The sequence below is a fragment of the Chromobacterium sp. Panama genome (assembly GCF_003052555.1).
GTDB lineage: Bacteria > Pseudomonadota > Gammaproteobacteria > Burkholderiales > Chromobacteriaceae > Chromobacterium.
On record NZ_QARX01000001.1, the window covers coordinates 947739 to 967289 of the forward strand.

General features: G+C 61.5%; 19 protein-coding genes. 16 read left to right on the forward strand and 3 right to left on the reverse strand.

All coding sequences use genetic code 11. The features are described 5' to 3' along the window. Position 1: 1 nt before the first annotated feature. The 3 genes from DB032_RS04505 (at position 2) to DB032_RS04515 (ending at position 4404) form a co-directional block, all read left to right on the forward strand. Positions 2–1153, forward strand: coding sequence for a ThiF family adenylyltransferase (locus DB032_RS04505; RefSeq protein WP_107798424.1), 1152 nt, complete (start codon positions 2–4; stop codon positions 1151–1153). Between the two features lie 313 nt (positions 1154–1466). After that, on the forward strand, positions 1467–2846 hold the full coding sequence (gene cysS / locus DB032_RS04510; protein WP_107798425.1) for a cysteine--tRNA ligase: 1380 nt from the start codon (positions 1467–1469) through the stop codon (positions 2844–2846). 562 nt (positions 2847–3408) lie between these two features. Continuing rightward, positions 3409–4404 (forward strand): 2-hydroxyacid dehydrogenase, encoded by a 996-nt coding sequence (locus tag DB032_RS04515; RefSeq protein WP_107798426.1) that lies wholly within the window; start codon positions 3409–3411, stop codon positions 4402–4404. A gap of 252 nt (positions 4405–4656) precedes the next feature. Here the strand turns inward: DB032_RS04515 and yaaA are convergent, their stop codons facing one another. Then, a complete protein-coding gene (yaaA, locus tag DB032_RS04520; RefSeq protein ID WP_107798427.1) occupies positions 4657–5430 on the reverse strand; it encodes a peroxide stress protein YaaA in 774 nt (257 codons plus the stop codon). A 135-nt stretch (positions 5431–5565) separates the two neighbouring features. Between yaaA and dtd the strand changes: the two genes are divergently transcribed. Together dtd and DB032_RS04530 are read left to right on the forward strand one after the other, a co-directional pair. Beyond that, the gene (dtd, locus tag DB032_RS04525) at positions 5566–6018 is read left to right on the forward strand and encodes a D-aminoacyl-tRNA deacylase (protein WP_107798428.1); all 453 of its coding nucleotides are present in this window, start codon (positions 5566–5568) and stop codon (positions 6016–6018) included. A 3-nt stretch (positions 6019–6021) separates the two neighbouring features. Then, the gene (locus DB032_RS04530) at positions 6022–7101 is read left to right on the forward strand and encodes an FUSC family protein (protein WP_107798429.1); all 1080 of its coding nucleotides are present in this window, start codon (positions 6022–6024) and stop codon (positions 7099–7101) included. A gap of 56 nt (positions 7102–7157) precedes the next feature. On the opposite strand, the gene DB032_RS04535 is transcribed toward DB032_RS04530, so the two are convergent. Continuing rightward, entirely contained in the window at positions 7158–8975 is a 1818-nt protein-coding gene (locus tag DB032_RS04535; RefSeq protein WP_107798430.1) for a LysM peptidoglycan-binding domain-containing protein, read from the reverse strand. Between the two features lie 326 nt (positions 8976–9301). Then, the gene (gloB, locus tag DB032_RS04540) at positions 9302–10066 is read right to left on the reverse strand and encodes a hydroxyacylglutathione hydrolase (protein ID WP_107798431.1); all 765 of its coding nucleotides are present in this window, start codon (positions 10064–10066) and stop codon (positions 9302–9304) included. 13 nt (positions 10067–10079) lie between these two features. Between gloB and DB032_RS04545 the strand changes: the two genes are divergently transcribed. The 11 genes from DB032_RS04545 (at position 10080) to DB032_RS04595 (ending at position 19529) form a co-directional block, all read left to right on the forward strand. After that, the gene (locus tag DB032_RS04545; protein ID WP_107798432.1) at positions 10080–10805 is read left to right on the forward strand and encodes a class I SAM-dependent methyltransferase; all 726 of its coding nucleotides are present in this window, start codon (positions 10080–10082) and stop codon (positions 10803–10805) included. A gap of 46 nt (positions 10806–10851) precedes the next feature. Further along, complete coding sequence (gene rnhA / locus DB032_RS04550; RefSeq protein WP_081550245.1) at positions 10852–11295, forward strand: ribonuclease HI; 444 nt, start codon at positions 10852–10854, stop codon at positions 11293–11295. A 70-nt stretch (positions 11296–11365) separates the two neighbouring features. Then, on the forward strand, positions 11366–12085 hold the full coding sequence (gene dnaQ, locus DB032_RS04555) for a DNA polymerase III subunit epsilon (protein ID WP_107798433.1): 720 nt from the start codon (positions 11366–11368) through the stop codon (positions 12083–12085). Beyond that, positions 12082–12765, forward strand: coding sequence for a 2-C-methyl-D-erythritol 4-phosphate cytidylyltransferase (gene ispD / locus DB032_RS04560; RefSeq protein ID WP_107798434.1), 684 nt, complete (start codon positions 12082–12084; stop codon positions 12763–12765). Before dnaQ ends, ispD begins: the two co-directional genes overlap by 4 nt. Position 12766: 1 nt before the next feature. After that, a complete protein-coding gene (ispF, locus tag DB032_RS04565; protein WP_107798435.1) occupies positions 12767–13243 on the forward strand; it encodes a 2-C-methyl-D-erythritol 2,4-cyclodiphosphate synthase in 477 nt (158 codons plus the stop codon). A gap of 106 nt (positions 13244–13349) precedes the next feature. Further along, positions 13350–14009 (forward strand): ribose-5-phosphate isomerase RpiA, encoded by a 660-nt coding sequence (gene rpiA / locus DB032_RS04570; protein ID WP_107798436.1) that lies wholly within the window; start codon positions 13350–13352, stop codon positions 14007–14009. A 113-nt stretch (positions 14010–14122) separates the two neighbouring features. Further along, complete coding sequence (gene phoU, locus DB032_RS04575) at positions 14123–14824, forward strand: phosphate signaling complex protein PhoU (RefSeq protein WP_107798437.1); 702 nt, start codon at positions 14123–14125, stop codon at positions 14822–14824. A 192-nt stretch (positions 14825–15016) separates the two neighbouring features. Next, a complete protein-coding gene (gene ppx / locus DB032_RS04580; protein ID WP_256477458.1) occupies positions 15017–16510 on the forward strand; it encodes an exopolyphosphatase in 1494 nt (497 codons plus the stop codon). Between the two features lie 7 nt (positions 16511–16517). Further along, positions 16518–17597, forward strand: coding sequence for a magnesium/cobalt transporter CorA (corA, locus tag DB032_RS04585; RefSeq protein ID WP_048412489.1), 1080 nt, complete (start codon positions 16518–16520; stop codon positions 17595–17597). A 430-nt stretch (positions 17598–18027) separates the two neighbouring features. Then, a complete protein-coding gene (locus tag DB032_RS04590) occupies positions 18028–18618 on the forward strand; it encodes a fimbrial protein (protein WP_146176578.1) in 591 nt (196 codons plus the stop codon). Positions 18619–18797: 179 nt separating this feature from the next. Then, the gene (locus DB032_RS04595) at positions 18798–19529 is read left to right on the forward strand and encodes a molecular chaperone (RefSeq protein WP_107798440.1); all 732 of its coding nucleotides are present in this window, start codon (positions 18798–18800) and stop codon (positions 19527–19529) included. The last annotated feature ends 22 nt before the right edge of the window (positions 19530–19551 follow it).

Genomic DNA, 19551 nt, shown 5'->3' on the forward strand with positions numbered 1-19551 from the left:
AATGAGCCATCTAGCCAAATTGCTCGGACAAGCACGTCGCACGGTGTGCGAGGTTGAAGCTGATACGGTTAACGTTAACTCCTCCTGTGTCATCATAGATTGCCGCGAACCGGAGGAGTCGAGCTCCGGTGTAATCCCTGGTGCTCTGTGCATTCCCCGTGGATTGCTAGAGTCGAAGGTTGAACGACTAGTAGCAGACAAAGGACAGCCAATCATTATTTATTGTGCTTCTGGAGTTCGCAGTTTACTAGCAGCCAAGACACTACATGAAATGGGATACGCTCAGGTTACAAGCCTGGCTGGTGGTATCGAGGCCTGGAAGGCTTCAGGGGGGACGCTTTCACACATACATGAAGACACACAATTTGATCGGGAGCGTTACCTCAGCCAGTTAAAACTGCCGGACCTTGGTGAGGCTGGGCAAGCCCGCCTGAAGCGAGCGCGAGTCCTGATTATTGGTGCTGGCGGGCTTGGCTCTCCAGTTGCTCTATATCTAGCAGCAGCCGGTGTTGGGACGCTCACGCTGGTGGACCACGATACCGTGGATAAAAGCAATCTGCAGCGCCAGATCCTGCATACGTCTGATCGTATTGGCCTCGCGAAGGTGGAGTCCGCTTGGATCACCTTACGTGCACTCAACCCAGAAGTGAACGTTGGACGGTTGCAACGCCGTTTCGACTTTTCATTAGCTCAAGAAATTGTGCCGGATCATGACGTTGTTGTTGATGGAACAGATAACTTCACAACTCGATATCTTGTGAACCATGTGTGTCATCGTTTCAATAAGTACTGTGTGCACGGTTCTGTCTACCAATGGCAGGGCCAGGTAGCAGTCTTCGGCGGCGAGGGACCCTGCTACGAATGTGTCTTCCCGGAAGCGCCGGACGGTGAGATGGCACCGAACTGTGCGGAAGGCGGTGTACTTGGTGCGGTTACCGGTATCGTTGGGGCGGCTATGGCTTGCGAGGTGATAAAGCTGCTATGCGGCATTGAAGGCGGTCTTACCGGTGCCATGGCGAGTTTCGACCTAAAAGGTATGGATTTTGCACGATTGAAGCTCGACAGAGACCCTCGGTGCAACTGTTGTTCGATGCCACGGGAGAGTGATGTCTACAGAGCAGCCAAGTCCGAACATTGTTACTTGCGTACTTAAGAGAGTTGCAAAATCATAAGTATCCAGCCAACCTATCTTGGTCGAAGCCTATTTATTGAGAACATGGTGTCTACTTAACTTAGTGTGGTGGATGTATGGGTTCGCTTTACTCTGCAAGGAGAGGTCCCTCGTAAGGAACTCTCGCCTCCCTTCAAGACCGAATCTGTTAGTGGCCGGCCTTCTGCTTGTATTGCAACTTGACTTATGACTCTGGGCATGGCGGAAAATAAAAAGAATTCTGACTTATTCTACTGCTGCCGTTTTCCTTTCAAAATTGTCAGCCACGCGACTTGGCTTCACTTTCGTGAGAAGTATGAAACTCTATTTGTATGACACTTGGCAACGTAAAATCCGTACTTTTGAGCCTCTGAATTTGGGGGAAGTAGGCCTGTATTGCTGTGGCCCGACGGTTTATGACTATGCTCATATTGGCAATCTCCGTACCTATATGTTCGAGGACACTTTGCGACGTGTCCTCGAGTTTAATGGTCACTCAGTGCGTCACGTGGTTAATATTACTGATGTTGGCCACCTTGTGTCAGATGGAGACGAGGGCGAGGACAAAATGGAGAAAGGCAGCCGTCGGGCAGGTGGTGAATCGGCCTGGGTGATAGCCGAGCTCTATACCAAAGCATTTCAGAAGGACATGCATGCACTGAACAACTTGGAACCAACCCTATGGTGTCGCGCAACCGAACATATTTCAGAGCAGATCGACTTTATTGCTACATTAGAATCTAAAGGTTTTACCTATCGTACTACTGACGGTATTTATTTTGATTCCAGTAAACAAGACAACTATGGCTATCTAGCTCGGTTAGATCTCTCTGGATTGAAAGCTGGGGTGCGAGTAGATATGGGGCAGAAGCGGAATCTAACTGATTTTGCCTTATGGAAGTTCAGTCCCCAAGATAGTCAGCGTCAGATGGAATGGGATAGCCCATGGGGGATAGGTTTTCCAGGATGGCATATTGAGTGCTCAGCGATGTCGAGGAAGTACCTCTCGCCCTGGTTTGACATTCATTGTGGAGGCGAAGATCACATTGGAGTGCATCACACTAATGAGATTGCACAAAGTCAAGCCTGCGATGGTACCCGTGCCGCCAACTTCTGGATGCATGGGCACTTCTTACAGCTTGACAATGCCAAAATGTCCAAGTCTACAAATGACTTTCTGCGCCTTCAAAGCCTGGTTGATCTAGGTTATGATCCATTGGCCTATCGTTATCTGAACTTGACTGCACACTATCGCAAGCAACTGAACTTCAGTTGGAATGCTTTGGATGGTGCTCAACAGGCACTGGATCGCCTACGAGTCAGCTATGCTGCATGGCCGGAGGGAGGGGGCGTCGATCAGGTTTTTGCCAGTTCCTTCCTGCATGAAATCAATCAGGACTTGAATACCCCGCGTGCGCTGGCTCTGGTTTGGGGGCTCGTTAAGAGCTCATTGTCAGATGCAGATAAAAAAGCCACTCTACGTCATTGTGACCAAGTTCTAGGCTTGGCACTTGATGGCTGGCAACCATCGGATACGATGATTCCATCAGAAGTCATGGAGCTTGCCAAAGCCAGGCAAGTTGCCCGTCAGGAAAAAAATTGGCAAGTATCTGATGATTTGCGTAGTCGCATCATCAAACTTGGTTATATCGTAGAGGATGGGGCACAAGGAGTGCAAATTAAGAAGCTGTCTTGAACCCGTTACAAGTTTTTACTGATGACCATGAAATGCTGCGGCCTATGCTTGGTGGTAAGACTAGCTGGCAGAAATTTGCAGCTGGTCATCGAAAATGTAGACGAAAGGCAAGTTCTGTTGAACCTACCTTAATGCCGCAACTAGCCGAAATACTCGCTGTACCGTCAGCTGAGAAGTTACACACTCACCTGTGCCGGATGCCTCCAGACATCTCGCGAGAACCCCACAAGTCGGCAGGTGTGGGTTCGGATAGTCCAGTTGGCTGCTCGACATGACACGATGTGCAGGAGGGGAGAAAGCTGCTCCCCTGAACTTTATCCTTGTCGCAGACCGATTGCGGTGCTTGTGTTAACAGGGCCTAGTCTAGCTGAATGCGATTGCTACTATGGGTAGGGTACTGCGCCCCCGCAACCAAGTTAAAAAACCTGAAGCCAAACGGCTTCGGGTTTTTTGCATTTCCGTTCCCGCCCGTGAGGGCCGGAGTTGCTTGCACGCTAGGCTTTTAGTTGGGAGAAGAGCTGCTTTATAGTGGTCTCATCCATCCGCATTCAGGAGCCGCAGCATGCGCATTGCCGTTTTCGACGCCAAGAATTACGACCGCCACGCGCTGGAGGCCGCCAATCAAAGCCACCATCATCAATTGCAGTTTTTCGAACCGCGTCTGAATCTGGACACCGTGGGCCTGGTTCAGGACGTGGACGCGGTCTGTCCCTTCGTCAACGACAGGCTGGACGCGGCGGTGGTGGCCAAGCTGGCGGCGGCGGGGGTGAAGCTGGTGACCTTGCGCTGCGCCGGCTACAACGGCGTGGATCTGGCGGCCTGCCGCCGGCACGGCATCGCGGTGACCCGGGTGCCGGCCTATTCGCCGCACGCGGTGGCTGAGCACGCCTTCGCCTTGCTGCTGGCGGTGGTGCGCCGCATCCACAAGTCCTATACCCGGGTGCGGGAGATGGATTTTTCCTTGGACGGACTGGTGGGTTTCGATTTGTACGGCAAGACCATGGGCGTGTTGGGCGCCGGCCGCATCGGCCAGGCCACGATGTCCATCGCACGCGGCTTCGGCATGCGGGTGCTGGCTTACGATCTGTATCCCAACGCCGAGCTGGCGGCGAGCCTGGGCTGCGAGTTCGTGTCCTTGGAGGAGGTCTGGCGGCAGGCGGACGTGATCAGCCTGCATCTGCCGCTGACGGCGGAGAGCCGGCATGTGGTCAATCGCGAGACGCTGGCGCGGATGAAGCCGGGCGCGGTCTTGATCAATACCAGCCGCGGCGGCCTGATCGATACCGCAGCCTTGCTGGAGGCCTTGAAGGCCGGGCGCTTGTCCGGCGTGGGCCTGGATGTGTACGAGATGGAAGAGGGCGTGTTTTTCGAGAACCTGTCGGAAAGCGGGCTGCAGGACGATCAGCTGGCGCGGCTGCTGACTTTTCCCAATGTGCTGGTGACTTCGCACCAAGGCTTTCTGACGCGCGAGGCGCTGATGAATATCGCCGACACCACCTTGGGCAATGCCGGCGCTTTCGAGCGGGGAGAGGCGCTGGTCAACGCCGTCTCCGCCTAGTTGGGGCTGCTAAGAAAACTGCGCAGAGAAGCTGAGCCAAGGCGCGCCGACGCAGGCAGTAAGTCCTACGACAAGAAGGCGCAACGCAGGGTCAGGGATGCTGTTAGCGGGTCTTAGCGTCTGTTTACGATTTCGCGAGCCAGAGCGAGACAAGGCGTTGAGGCTGAGAAAGCGGAATGTACGGGGGTACATGAGCATTTCGAAGGGGTTTTCAACGCCGTATCGCTGAAGCGCAGCAGACTTTAGAGGTTCTTAGGGCAGGTCGCGGCGGAACACCCAGTTGAGCTCGCTGGAGGCCGCCGCATCGAAGGCGTAGCCGGCGCTGTCGAAGTGCTTGAGCTGCTCCGGCTGGCTGACCTGATGCAGCGCGGCCCAGCGCGCCATCATGCCGCGCGCGCGCTTGGCGTAGAAGCTGATGATTTTGTACTGGCCGTTCTTGCGGTCCTGAAACACCGGGGTGATCAGGCTGCCGTTGAGCTTGGCCGGCTTCACCGCCTTGAAGTATTCCTCCGAGGCCAAGTTCACCAGCACCGGGTCTTTTCTTTGCTCCAGCACCGCGTTCAGCGCGTGGGTGACGGTGTCGCCCCAGAACTCGTACAGGTTTTTGCCGCGCGGGTTGCTCAGGCGGGTGCCCATCTCCAGCCGGTAGGGCTGCATCAGGTCCAGCGGCCGCAGCGCGCCGTAGAGGCCGGACAGGATGCGCAAATGGTTTTGCAGATAGCTCATCTGCCCCGGCTCCAGGCTGGCGGCGTTCAGGCCTTCGTAGACGTCGCCCTTGAAGGCCAGCACCGCCTGTTTGGCGTTGGCCGGGCTGAACGGCGCTTGCCAGTCGTGGTAGCGGCCCACGTTCAATTGCGCCAGCGCGTCGCTGATGCTCATCAGCTTGCCGATTTCCAGCGGGCTCTTGGCGCGCAGCACCTGAATCAGTTCGGCGCTGTGATGCAGAAAGTCCGGCTGGGTGTAGTGATCGGTGGCGGCGGGGGTGTCGAAGTCCAGCGTCTTGGCTGGGGAGATGACCATCAGCATGAGGCGAATCCTTATTGAGCAACCGTCATTGTACTGGACTGCGCCGGGCTTGGCCCGTCGTCGTGACCGGCGGCGCGCTTGGCTCTAGAATGCAGGCCGGGATTTGAATCTATGATGGTCTGGCAAGGAGAGGACATGCGGGTATTGGTGCAAAGGGCGAGGCAGGCGTCGGTGACGGTGGAAGGGCGCGTGACCGGGGAGATCGGTCCCGGCCTGCTGTTGCTGGTGGGCATTGAGGAGGAAGACGGGGCGGAGGATATCGCCTGGCTGACGCGCAAGCTCAGCCAACTGCGGATCTTCAACGACGAGGCTGGCGTGATGAACCGCTCGGTGCTGGATTGCGGCGGCGAGGTGTTGGCGGTCAGCCAGTTCACCCTGTTCGCCAGCACCAAGAAGGGCAATCGACCGTCGTATTCGCGCGCGGCGCGGCCGGAGCGCTCCAGCCCCCTGTTCGATCAATTTGTCGCCTCGATGGCGCAGACCTTGGGCAAGCCGGTGCCCACCGGGGTGTTTGGCGCGGACATGCAGGTGGCGCTGGTCAACGATGGTCCGGTGACGATCTGGCTGGACAGCAAGACGATGGAGTAAGAGATGGAAGGCAGCCGCTGGCGCTCCTGGCGCATTCTGCTGACGCCGTATTATCTGAACCTGTACGCCCGGCAGGCGCATGTGCTGCGGGTGGCCGCGGCGTTTTTGGTGGGTTTGGCCTTGAACCTGCTGTTCGAGATACCGCATGGCAGCTGGATGCTGGTGACCATTCTGATCGTGCTGGGCAGCGTGCCGCACTGGGGCGGGGTGAGGCGCAAGGCCTTGCAGCGCATGGGCGGCTCTTTGCTGGGGGCGGCGGCCGGCCTGGTGGCCATGGCCTTGTACCGCCATTCGCCGCTGTCCTGCTATCTGTGGATGACGGCGCTGGTGATGCTCAGCGCCTGGTTCGCGCTGGGCAAGGGCGAGTATCTGGCGCTGCTGGTGGGGCTGACCATGGTGATTGTCGCCGGCCTGGGCAACGAGCCGGTGGAGGCCGCGCTGTGGCGCGGCTTCAATGTGCTGGCCGGTTCCCTGCTGGGCTTGGTGGCCGCCGGCCTGTTTCCTTTGCGGGCGATAGACAGCTGGCGTTTTTTGCTGGCGGACAATTTGCGCGAAGCGGCCACCCTGTACAGCAAGATCGCGCGGCGGCGCGAGGTGGACGCCGGCTTGGCGCTGGAGCGTTTCAACAGCCGCTTGATCCGGATGCGGGCCTTGGTGGCGGCGGCGGTGCAGGAGTCCGGCCTGCCCGCGGCGGGTTTCGACGCCATCCAGCGGCGTCAGCGCGCGCTGTGCAGCTTGCTGGACCGGATGGGCGAGGTGGCCCAGAACACGCCGGCCCTGAGCGACGGCGCCGAGCAGCGCCGCGCCATCGTGCGTACGCTGATGCGCGCCGCTCACGGCATGCGCTTCAATCAGCCGGCGATGCTGGCGGAGGTGCTGAGCGAGGCGGTCAGTCCGCTGGCGCTGGACAAGCCCTCGTATTGCCACTGGCTGACCGCGGAGTTCAATCTGGTCGCCGAGCATTTGCGCGAGGATTTGGCGCTGCTGCTGCCCAGCCTGATGCAGGTGCCGCCGCCCAGCCGCGGGGTGCTGCTGATGGTGTGGCACTGGCTGAGCAGCGCTAGCCAGGGGCGCAGCCGTTAGCGGCGGACATGAAAAAAGCCAGGGCTCGCCCTGGCTTTTTCTTGCGGCCCAAGTCCTTACAGGCCCTGGATGCGCACTTTCTGGCCCGGCTGCAGCCGGGTCAACTGGCGGGAATCGTTCCAGCGCTGGATGTCGTTGTGATTGACGCCGAAGCGGCGGGCGATGCTGAACAGGGTGTCGCCGCGCTGCACCACGTATTCCGCCGGCACGCTGCCGGTGGCGCGCTGGTTGATCTGCAGGCCGCTGACTTTCAGCAAGGCGTCTTGCTGAGCCTGGCTGGCGCGGCTGTCCGCCAGCAGGGTCACGCCCTTGTCCAGGGTTTTATTGACGTTGAGCACCTGGCCGACCAGAACGGTGTTGGAATCCAGCTGATTGGCCGTTTTCAAATCGTCCAGACTAAGGTTGAAGCGACGGGCGACGCTGTACAGGGTGTCGCCCGCAGCCACGGTGTAATTGCCGTCGGCGTCGGCCGTGGCCGTGGCCGTTGTTGCGGGCGCGGCCGCCACGAGGACGGTTTTGGCCGGGGCCGGCGGGGCTTCCGGTGCTGCCGCCAGGGCGGGAGCGGGCTGGACGGCGACCGGCGGCGTCTGAACCTGAGCGACGGGGATGGCTTGCGGGACGGCTTGGGCCGAGGCGACCATCACCGCCGGCGCGGCGCGCGGCGTTTCCGCGTGCGCCAACAGGGTGGCGCTGTCGCCGCTTTCCGGCAAGGCGGTGTCGGTGGCGTCCAGCGGACGGATATCGCGCTGATCCTTGCTCATCGCCACCAGCACCGGCTGGCCGGCCTTGAGCGAGCTGCTGCTCAGATTGTTGGCGCTCATCAATTGGCCGGTGCTCATCCCGTGCTCGCTGGCGATCAGGCTGACGTTGGCGTCCGCGGGCGGAGTGTAGACTTCCCAAGTGAGCAGCGGCTTGTCCCACTTGGCCAGATTGGCCTGGAACTTGTCGGCCTTGGCCGCCGGGATCAGCATCTGGCGGCCGTTTTTGTGCGCGTATACCGGCAGGTTGAAAGCCGGGTTCAGTTCTTTGAATTCCCCGATGGACACACCGGCCAGCTTGGCGGCAATGTCGATATTCATGTGCTTGCCGGTGGAAACCGCGACGAAATAAGGCTTGTTGGGAAATTTGTCCAGGCGCACGCCGAACTTGGCCGGATCGTTGAGGATGTTGCGCACCGCCAGCAACTTGGGCGCGTAGTTGCGCGTTTCGTTGGGCATGCGGATGTTTTCGTACGTCACTTCCTGACCGCTGGCCTGCAGCCGGGCGATGGCGCGGGAGACGTTGCCCTCGCCCCAGTTATAGGCGGCCAAGGCGATATTCCAGTCGCCAAACTGTCCGTACAGGTTTTCCAGGTAGTCCAGCGCGGCGCGGGTGGCTTCCATCACGTCGCGGCGGCCGTCGTACCACCAAGTCTGTTCCAGACCGTAGTGGCGGCCGGTGGCCGGCATGAATTGCCACAGGCCGGAGGCGCCGACATGGGATTTCGCGGTGGGAACGAAGGCGCTTTCCACCAGCGGCAGCAGCGCCAGTTCGGTGGGCATGCCGCGGCGCTCCACCTCGTTCATGATGTGAAACAGATATTTTCTACTGCGGTCCAGCGTGCGGCGGAAGTATTCCGGCTTGCTGGCATAAAAGCGTTCCTGGCGGCGTACGATGTCGGCGTTCACTTCCGGCAGCTGGAAGCCTTCGCGCGCGCGCTCCCAGACATTGTCGCCGTTGCGAAGCAGGCTGGAGTTCAGCAGCATCATGTCCAGGCCGGAGGCCAGGCCCTCGTCCACGCCGACGGATTGGCGAAACGCCCCGTCCGCGTGCGCGGCGGAGGCAAATAAAAAAGCAAATGACAGCGAAAGTGCCAACGGGGTGAAGCGATTCATTTGGCGGGCCCGGAATTCTGATTTCGGCTGATGCTAAACAGCCAACATAGGGGTGTCAACCAAAAAACCAAATAACTTCATGTGCTTTGCTGACATATAGGCCATGCAGACTGTCCTGCGCCAGTTATTTTTAACAGTGGCGCTCAGGATTCAGTTCCTTGTCATGGTTTGAGGGGCCGTTCGCGGTAGGCCGCGCGTAGGCGATACGGCCTTGAAAACCGTTTTGAAATACGAATGGACCGCGACGCGCCTTCCGTTTTTCCCGTCGTTTTCCCTGCCGTTTTCGCCGTGTTTCGCCTTGGCTCGCAAGATTGTGAACAAATCCCTCAGAAGCGATTTTTCCACTCGCGCAGCGCGGAAAAGACCTCGACAACATCATTAAGCGGCTGGCCGCTCCAGTGCGCGGCGGACTGGCGCACCGCCGGTTCATGCGCGCGCAGAAAGGGATTGCTGGCGCGTTCCAGGCTGATGGTGGAGGGCAGGGTGGGCAGGTTCTGCTCGCGCAGCTTCAGGTCTCGGCTCATGCGGATGGCCAGCACCGGGTTGCCCGGCTCCACCGTCAGCGCGAAGCGCAGATTGGCCAAGGTGTATTCATGGGCCGGATAGACCTTGGTGGCGTCCGGCAGCGCGGCCAGCTTGGCCAGCGAATCGTGCATTTGCCGCGGCGTGCCTTCGAACAGCCGGCCACAGCCGGCGCCGAACAGGGTGTCGCCGCAAAACAGCGCGTCGTCGATTACATAGGCCAGGTGGTTCAGCGTGTGGCCCGGAACTTCCAGCACCGCGGCCGCGCCGAAGGAGAGCTCGACGCGGGCGCCGTCCATCACCGGGCGGGAGACCGAGGCGATGTCGGCCGGGCCGTAGACGGCGGCGTCCGGCCAGCGCGCGGACAGCTCGGCCACGCCGCCGATGTGGTCGGCGTGGTGATGGGTGATCAGGATGGCTTCCAGTTGCAGTTCTTCCCGTTCCAGGAAGGCGGCCACCGGCGCGGCTTCGCCCGGGTCGACCACGACAGCGCGGCCGCTGTGATGCAAAACCCAGATATAATTGTCACTGAAGGCCCCTACCGGGCTGACGGTGTATTTGGCTGGCATAAGGCTTCTCTCGATGAAGAATTCGTTTAGCGACTGGCTGAGCTCCAGCGAATTGGGCTGTTATCTGCTGGAGCGCGAGCAGGCTTATTTCGACCGCGCCGTCGCCGACGTGTTCGGCTTTCATGCGGTGCAGCTGGGTTTGCCGGAAGTCGATTTCCTGCGCGCCAACCGCATTCCCTGGCAGTGCCGCGTTTCGGATTCCGGACCGGCGCAGATTCTGTGCGCTCCGGAGCAACTGCCGTTCGAAAGCCGCAGCCTGGACCTGCTGGTGATGCCGCATGTGCTGGATTTTACCACCGTGCCGCATCAGGTACTGCGCGAAGCCGAGCGCGTGCTGATGCCGGAGGGCCGCCTGATCCTCACCGGCTTCAATCCGGTGTCGCTGTGGGGCGTGCGCCGACTGGTCCAAGGGCGCGAGAACGCGCCGTGGAGCGGCAACTTCCTGTCGCTGGTGCGCATCAAGGACTGGCTGACCCTGCTGGAGCTGGAGCCCGCGAGCGGAGGCTTCATGGGCTACGCGCCGCCGTTCTCCCGCTGCGACTGGGTGCAGCGTTTCCGCTTCATGGAGCGGGCCGGGGACCGCTGGTGGCCGCTGGCCGCCGGCGTGTACGGCATCGAGGCGATCAAGCGCCAGCGCGGCATGCGCTTGATCCTGCCCAATTGGAAGCAGGGCAAGGCCAAGGCCGGCCTGGCGGTGGCCGCCGGCAACGAGCGCCATCACAGCCACCGGGAACCATGAAACAACACAGCAAGCGGGGCGCGAGCCCCGGCAATGACGAGACAGCATGACGACTGAAGACAAGGTAGAGATGTATACCGACGGCGCCTGCAAGGGCAATCCGGGACCGGGCGGCTGGGGCGCTTTGCTGCGCTTCAAGGGCAAGGAAAAGGAAGTGTGCGGCGGCGAGGCCAACACCACCAATAACCGCATGGAGTTGCTGGCGGTGATCAAGGGCCTGGCCACCTTGAACCGGCCGTGTCAGGTGGTGGTGTACACCGACTCCCAATACGTGCAAAAAGGCATTTCCGAATGGATCCACGGCTGGAAGGCGCGCGGCTGGAAGACCGCGGCCAAGGAGCCGGTGAAGAACGCCGATCTGTGGCAGCAACTGGACGCCGAACGCAACCGCCATCTGCATGTGGAGTGGCGCTGGGTCAAAGGCCACGCCGGCCATGAGTTTAACGAAAGGGCCGATCAGCTGGCCAACCGCGGCGTAGAGCTGGCCTGAGCCGGCCGCGCCCGCCCTTCTTCTGGAGTCAGAGCGACGCCGCCGCCGGCGGCCGTCGCCAGGATAGCGCATGAGACAAATCATTCTCGATACCGAAACCACCGGTCTCGAACACGCCCAAGGCCATCGCATCATCGAATTCGCCGGCCTGGAAATGATCAACCGCAAGCTGACCGGCAAGCATCTGCATATTTACATCCACCCGGAGCGAGACATCGATCCGGACGCCCAGCGCGTGCACGGCATCTCGCTGGAGTTCCTGGAAGGCAAGCCCAAGTTCCGCGAGGTGGCCGAGGAAATGGCCGACTTCCTGCGCGACGCGGAACTGATCATCCACAATGCGCCGTTTGACGTCGGCTTCCTCAACGCCGAATTCGAAAGAGTGGGCCTGCCGTCGATCAAGAACCTGTGCGCCAATGTGATTGACACCCTGCGCGAGGCGCGCGACCAGTTCCCCGGCAAGCGCAACAGCCTGGACGCCTTGTGCGACCGCTTCGAGATCGACCGCTCCAACCGCACCTTGCACGGCGCGCTGGTGGACTGCGAGCTGCTGTCCGAAGTCTATCTGTGGATGACCCGCGGCCAGGAAAGCCTGGTGATGGACATCGACGTCGATCTGCCCGGCGGCCAGCATGGCGCGATGGATTTCGAGCGCAAGCCGCTGATCGTCAAGCGCGCCAACGAGCGGGAGCTGGCCGATCATCAAAGTTATTTGAACGATCTGGACAAGTCGGTGAAGGGCAGCTGCCTGTGGCGCAGCCTGGAGACGCCGGCCGGAGAGGGCGCGTGAGCCGCTATCTGGCCTTGGTGCCGGCCGCCGGCCATGGCAGCCGCTTCGGCGCGCCCAGCCCCAAGCAATACCTGCAATTGAACGGCAGGCCGCTGATGTGGCACACCCTGCAGGCGCTGGCCGCGGTGCCCGCCGTGGAGACGGTGGCGGTGGTGATCTCTCCTTGTGACGAGTGGTTCGACGATTTCGACTGGGACATCCCCAAGCTGCAAGTGCTGCGCGCGGGCGGCGTCAGCCGCGCCGAGAGCGTGCGCAACGGCCTGGAGGCGCTGGACTGCGCCGACGACGACTGGGTGCTGGTGCACGACGCCGCGCGCTGCTGTCTGACCGCGGACGCGGTGGAGCGGCTGCTGGCCGAGGTGGGCGACGATCCGGTGGGCGGCCTGCTGGCCCTGCCGGTGCCGGACACCGTCAAGCGCGCCGACGCCGAACAGCGCGTGGCGGTCACCGTTTCCCGCGCCGGCCTGTGGCTGGCGCAAACTCCGCAGATGTTCCGCCGCGGCAAATTGCGGGAAGCGTTGCAAGGCGGCGATCTGGCGGATGTGACCGATGAAGCCTCCGCCATTGAGCGCTGCGGCGGCAAGCCGCGGCTGGTGGAGGGCGACGCCCAGAATTTCAAAGTGACTTATCCGCGCGATCTGGCCTTGGCGCGCGCGGTGCTGGCGGCAAGAAAGGATTGATATGTTTCGAGTTGGACAGGGCTACGACGTGCATCAGATGGTGGCCGGCCGGCCGTTGATCCTGGGCGGCGTGCGCATTCCGCACGATAAGGGCCTGTTGGGCCACTCCGACGCCGACGCCTTGCTGCACGCGATTACCGACGCCTTGCTGGGCGCGGCGGCGCTGGGCGACATCGGTCGCCATTTTCCGGACACCGATCCCGAATTCAAAGGCGCGGACAGCCGCGCGCTGCTGCGCGAAGCGGCCAAGCGCGTGCGCGCCGCCGGCTGGCGCCCGGTGAACGTGGACAGCACGCTGATCGCGCAGCAGCCCAAGCTGGCTCCGTACATCGACGCGATGCGCGCGGCCATCGCCGAAGACCTGGGCCTGGAGATCGGCGCGGTCAACGTCAAGGGCAAGACCAATGAAAAGCTGGGCTATCTGGGCCGCTGCGAGGCGATAGAGGCGCAAGCCGCCTGCCTGCTGATGCCCGTGTAAAACCGCGCCGAGATTCGCCGTTCGAGATTGATGACAGGTGTCCGGCGGCCCGCCCCGTGCCATAATCCGCCCGGCGCAATACCATCCCAACACAGGAGGCATTACCATGTTGACTCAGGACCAACTGAAGCTTGCCGTGGCCAAGAAGGCCATCGAATTCGTGCCGGACGACAGCATCGTCGGCGTCGGCACCGGCAGCACCGTCAATCTGTTCATTGAAGAGCTGGCCGCCATCAAGGGCCGCATCCGCGGCGCGGTGTCCAGCTCGGACGCCTCCACCGCCCGCCTCAAGGCTCACCACATTCCGGTGTTCGACCTGAACGAAGTGGACGCGCTGCCGGTGTATATCGACGGCGCCGATGAAATCAACCACCACCTGCACATGATCAAGGGCGGCGGCGCCGCGCTGACCCGCGAGAAAATCGTCGCCAGCGTGGCCGATCAATTCATCTGCATCGCCGACGAAAGCAAATACGTCGCCATGCTGGGCGGCTTCCCGCTGCCCATCGAGGTCATTCCGATGGCGCGCAGCTATGTGGCGCGCGAACTGGTCAAGTTGGGGGGGCACCCGGAACTGCGCCAGGGCGTGAGCACCGACAACGGCAATGTGATCCTGGACGTGCACGGCTTGAAGATTCAGAAGCCGGTGGAACTGGAAGAAATCATCAACCACCTGGCCGGCGTGGTCACCTGCGGCCTGTTCGCGCGCCGTCGCGCCGACGTGCTGGTGTTGGGGCGGCAAAGCGGCGTGGAAGAAATCCGTTAAGGGCCGTCCGCCTTCGAGCAGGCCGCCCGCAGGCGGGCAGATGAATTGTCACATCGGCGTCATCTGCCCGCATTAACATAGCGTTTTTTGACTGGTTTTGGTTTGGGGCAGACATGGCAGAGCATATTTCCAAACAGTTCGATATGGAGCTGGAAACCATCCGCACCCGCGTCCTGCAGATGGGCGGACTGGTGGAGCAGCAGATTTTGTCCGCGGTGGAAGCCCTGCTGGCCGGCGATATTGACAAGCTGGACAAGGTGATCGCCGAGGATGCGCTGGTCAATGCGATGGAAGTCACCATCGACGATGACTGCCTGCACATCATCGCCCGCCGCCAGCCGGCGGCCAGCGACTTGCGCATCGTGTTCACCGTGATCAAGGTGATCACCGATCTGGAGCGCATCGGCGACGAAGCCAAGAAGATCGCGCGCATGGGCAAGACCATCTACCAGTCCGAACGCTATCAGGTGCCGCGCTTCCGCGAGATCGAGAAAATGGCGGACGCGGCGCTGGGCATGCTGCGCCGCGCGCTGGACGCCTTCGCCCGCCTGGACACCAGCGCCGCGCTGGAACTGGCCGAAGCCGACCAGGAGCTGGACGAAGACTTCGCCGCCGAACTGCGTCAGCTGATCACCTTCATGATGGAAGACCCGCGCACCATCAGCATGTCCATCGACACCTTGTTCATCTCCAAGGCGATAGAGCGCATCGGCGATCACGCCACCAATATTTCCGAATACGTGGTTTACCTGGTCAAGGGCAAGGACATCCGCCACACCACGCTGGAAACCAAGAAGCGCGAAACCCTGGGCTGAGCCGGCCCGCGCCGGCCACGGCGACTTGACATGACGGTTTGCCTAAAATGGCGGTAACATTCGGTGTTACCGCCATTGTTGCGTCCGGCGTCCGTGCCAGTCCCCCGGCGATCCAACCTGATGATGAATCCCCCCGTTTCCGCCGGCGCCGCCGCGCGGGCGCGGGCCTTGATAAAGAGAGAAGGGGTGTCTTTGACACTGACCACGCCCCCAAACAACGTGCTCGCCACCATCGATATGGGCTCCAACAGCTTCCGCCTGCAAGTGTCGCGGGTGGTGGACGACCAGCTGTACGCGCTGGACGTGATGAAGGAGACCGTGCGCCTGGGCGCGGGCCTGACCGCCGACAAACAACTGGACCAGGAAACCCAGGACAAGGCCCTGGCCTGTCTCGCTCGCTTTGGCGAGCGCCTGCGCGGCTTCACCCCGGCGCAAGTGCGCGCGGTGGGCACCAATACCCTGCGCGTGGCCAAGAACGCGGCGGACTTCATCGCCAAGGCCGAGCCCTTGCTGGGCTTTCCCATCGAGGTGATCGCCGGCCGCGAAGAGGCGCGGCTGATCTATCTGGGCGCCGCCCATTCGCTGCCGGACACCAAGGAACGGCGCATGGTGGTGGACATCGGCGGCGGCTCCACCGAGTTCATCATCGGCAGCCATTACAAAGCCCTGGTCACCGAAAGCCTGCCCTTGGGTTGCGTCAGCTACACATTGCGCTATTTCGGCGACGGCAAGCTGACCCAGGCCAATTTCCGGGATGCCATCCTGGCCGCGCGCAACGAGATTCAGCGCATCGCCCACCAATACCAGCGCGAAGAATGGCAGCTGGCGGTGGGCACCTCCGGCACCGCGCGTTCCCTGCGCGACGTGCTGGAAATCAACGACTGGAGCACGGCCGACATCACCTTGTCCGGCATGGAAAAGCTCAAGGCGCTGCTGATCCGCCAGGGTGGCATCGCCGCCATCGACGTCAATGGCCTCAAGGCCGACCGCGCGCCGGTGCTGGCCGGCGGCCTCGCCATCATGATCGCGGTGTTCCAGGAACTGGCCATCGACAAGATGACGGTGGCCGAAGGCGCTTTGCGCGACGGCGTGCTATACGATCTATTGGGCCGCCAGCGTGAAAAGGACATGCGCGATACCACCGTCACCCAGTTCAAGCGCCGCTACCATGTGGACACTGCCCAAGCCGAGCGCGTCACCGCGCTGGCCGAGCGCCTGTACCGGATGGTGGCCGGCGAGGACGTGGACCAGGCCATGCTCAAGCGCCTGCTGTGGGCGGCCAAGCTGCACGAGATCGGGCTGACCATCTCGCACACCGCCTATCACAAGCACTCTTCCTACATCCTGCAGCACGCCGACATGCCCGGCTTCTCCAAGCGCGAACAGGCCACGCTGGCCGCCATCGTGCTGGGCCACCGCGGCGACATGGGCAAGATGCGGCAATACATGGAAGACTCCAGCCTGTGGCAGGCGGTGGTGTCGCTGCGGCTGGCGGTCTTGTTCCACCGCAGCCGCAACAGCATCGCGCTGCCGGAAATGCTGGACCTGCGCCAGCACGCCACCGGCTTCGCGCTGACGCTGAACAAGGTCTGGCTGAAGGGCAGCCCGCTGACGGCGAGCGGCTTCAAGCAGGAGATCGGCCAGTGGAAGAATGTCGGCTTCGTGCTCGACATCGTGCAAGTGTGATCCGCCCATGCGCCACGCCACGCTGAAAAAACGCATTCCCACGCTGGGCGAGGCGCCCGGCACCCTGCTGTCGGTGGGCGAGGCGAAATTGCCGGAAGCCTCGATCTCGCTGTTCGAATACGGCCCGGAGCAATTGCAGGAAACCGTGTTCCAGACCGTGGCCGAGGGCCTGGCCCACCAGCCCGGCGGCGGCGTCTTGTGGCTCAACGTCTACGGCCTGCACCAGCCCGAGGTGATGCGCGCCATCGGCCAGCGCTTTGGCCTGCATTCCCTGGTGCTGGAAGACATCATGAACGCGCGCCAGCGGCCCAAGGTGGAGGACTACGGCGATTATTTGTTCGTCGCCAGCCGGGTGTTCGACTACCACCAGCACAGTGAAAACGGCGCCGGGCGCTTGTTGTCCGATCAGATCTATCTGGTCATCGGCCGCCGTTTCGTGCTGAGCTTTCAGGAGCGGCCCACCGGCGTGTTCGAGGAGGTGCGGGAACGGCTGCGCCGCGGACGCGGCCTGCTGCGCCACAAGGACGCCGACTACCTGGGCTATTCCTTGCTGGACGCGATGATAGACGACTACTTCGGCGTGCTCACCGAGTTCAACGAAAAAGTGGAGCGCATGGACACCATGCTGCTGCGCGGACGCGATCAGGGCGTTTTGCTGCAGATCCAGAGGCTGAAGCGCGATTGCCTGAAGCTGCGCCGCGCGTTGATGCCGATGCGGGAAATGCTGATTTCGCTGAACCGCGGCGAGCATGGCTTTTTCAAGCCGGAGACCTTGGTCTATCTGCGCGACGCTTACGATCACACCATGCATGTGATCGAATCGCTGGAGATGTCGCGCGAGATGGTGGGCGACATGCTGGACCTCTACCTGTCCACCCAGTCCCATCGGCTCAACCTGCAAATGCGGGTGCTCACCGTCTTGACCATGATCTTCATGCCGCTGACGCTGATCGCCGGCATCTACGGCATGAACTTCGAATACATGCCGGAGCTGAAATGGCATTACGGCTATCACCTGGTGCTGGTGGCGATGCTGGGCATCGCCGGCGGGCTGGGGTGGTTGTTCTGGAAGCGGCGCTGGCTCTGAGGCGCGGTCCCGCCTAGGCCGGACCAGGCCAGCGTATTCCCTGAGAAATGGCAGACGCCTGTACGGCGGCTGCCGTTTTTTTTTCCGCCCGCGCGTTGCGCGCTTGAAAAGCGCGGCGAGCCCTCTTTCGGCCCAGCTTGCCTTGGGTTTTTCTCCCTCTCCTGGGGGGGATTTATTTTTGTATGGAGTTTCCCAATAAAAATCCATTAATTTCGCATATTAATATTATGCGATTTTAAGATGATTACCTAATGGTTAGTGTTTCATATAACCATATGACAATAAAATAGGATAAATCCTATATTTCATAAGTATTTGAAAACCTAAAATCCTCTTCAGATTGTTTGACAATCTTGGCATTGGCGTGTTTTCGCCATTCGAACGTCGCAGGCTTTGGTCTGCGGCTTTTTCAATCTGAGGGAGGTTTTGCATGAAATTGTTAAACAGCAAGCAAGGGAAATTCGTTTTGGCGGCGCTGGCCGCCTTTGCCGTCAGTCCGGTCTTTGCCGATACCCTTTCCGGCCAGATCGACTTTACCGGCCGAGTGATTTCCGATTCTTGCCGGCTCAGCTCGCCCAATGGCGACGCCAACAGCATCAAGGTGGACATGGGCACGGTGTCGGTGGAGGACATCGGCACGCTGGCCAATCCCAAGTTCACCGGCGCCGGCAGCCGGCAGGTGAACTTCAACATCATTTGCAAAACCGCCAGCAAAGTGACAATGAAGCTGGCCGGCGCGGCGCCGGAAGTGATGAGCGGCAACAACATCCTGCGCGTCAACAACGGCACCTCGTCTCCGGGCTTTGCCCGGGGCGTCGGCATCGCGGTGTTCGACAGCGCCGCGGTGGCCAACCCCTCCGCTTACAACCTGACCAGCGGCGTTCTTTTGCAGGAGGACCAGCCGGGTCAGCCCGATGATATCCGTCGCGTCAGCTTCGCCGCCGCCTATGTCGGCTCCGGCGGGGCCATGTCGCCGGGCATCGCCAATGCCAGCCTGCCGTTTACCCTGACTTACGACTAAAGCGCCGGCGCGGCGTCGTCAGGCGTCCGCGCCATGCCCGCGGCGCGGGACTGGCCGCGCCGCGGGCCCCCTGAACAGGCTCTGCCAGGACGACGGCGCGCCGTCCTCCCTTTCCTCATCGCGTTCCCGGCCGCGTCAGCCGCCTTGGGACCATTGTTGGATATCTCGTGGCCTCACTCATGAAAATCATTCTGTTCCTCTCCCTGGCCTTGCTCATCAGTCCGGTTTGGGCCGGCATCGCGCTTAACGGCACCCGCGTCATCTTTGACGGCAATGACAAGGAGGCCTCCATCATCGTCAGCAATCTGGGCGAGGAGATCCTGGTCCAGTCCTGGCTGGAGTCGGCGGAAGGCCAGCCGGACGAACTGCCGTTCGCGGTGACGCCTCCGCTGGCGCGCTTGCCGCTTAAGCAGCAGCAGTTGCTGCGGGTGTTGTACGAGGGCGCCGGAGCGGCGCCCGACCGGGAGTCGGTATTTTGGCTGAACGTGCAGGAAATCCCCCAGGCGGCGCGCGGAGACAATGTGCTGCAACTGGCGGTGCGCCAGCGCGTCAAGGTGTTCTTCCGGCCTCAGGGGCTGGGCAGCGACGCCGCCTTGCAAGCGCCGGAAGGCTTGCGCTGGAGCCTGCTCCAGGCCGACGGCAGGCCGGCCTTGCGCGTGGACAACCCCAGCCGCTATCACGTGACGGTGGTGGATTTGACACTCAAGGCCGGCGCCGGAGCGCAGGAGCTGGCGAGCGCCTATATGGTGGCGCCGGGCGGCAGCGGGCAATGGCCGCTGAAACCGTCCGCCGCCGGCAGCGCGCAACTGCGCTACGGCATCATCAACGACTTCGGCGGGCTCGTGGAGTACGAGGTCGCGCTCGAAGCCGGCCGGGAAGGCCGCCCTCAGCAGCGCCCCCAGGAACCTTGACCATGTCGCTTCCATCTTCCTC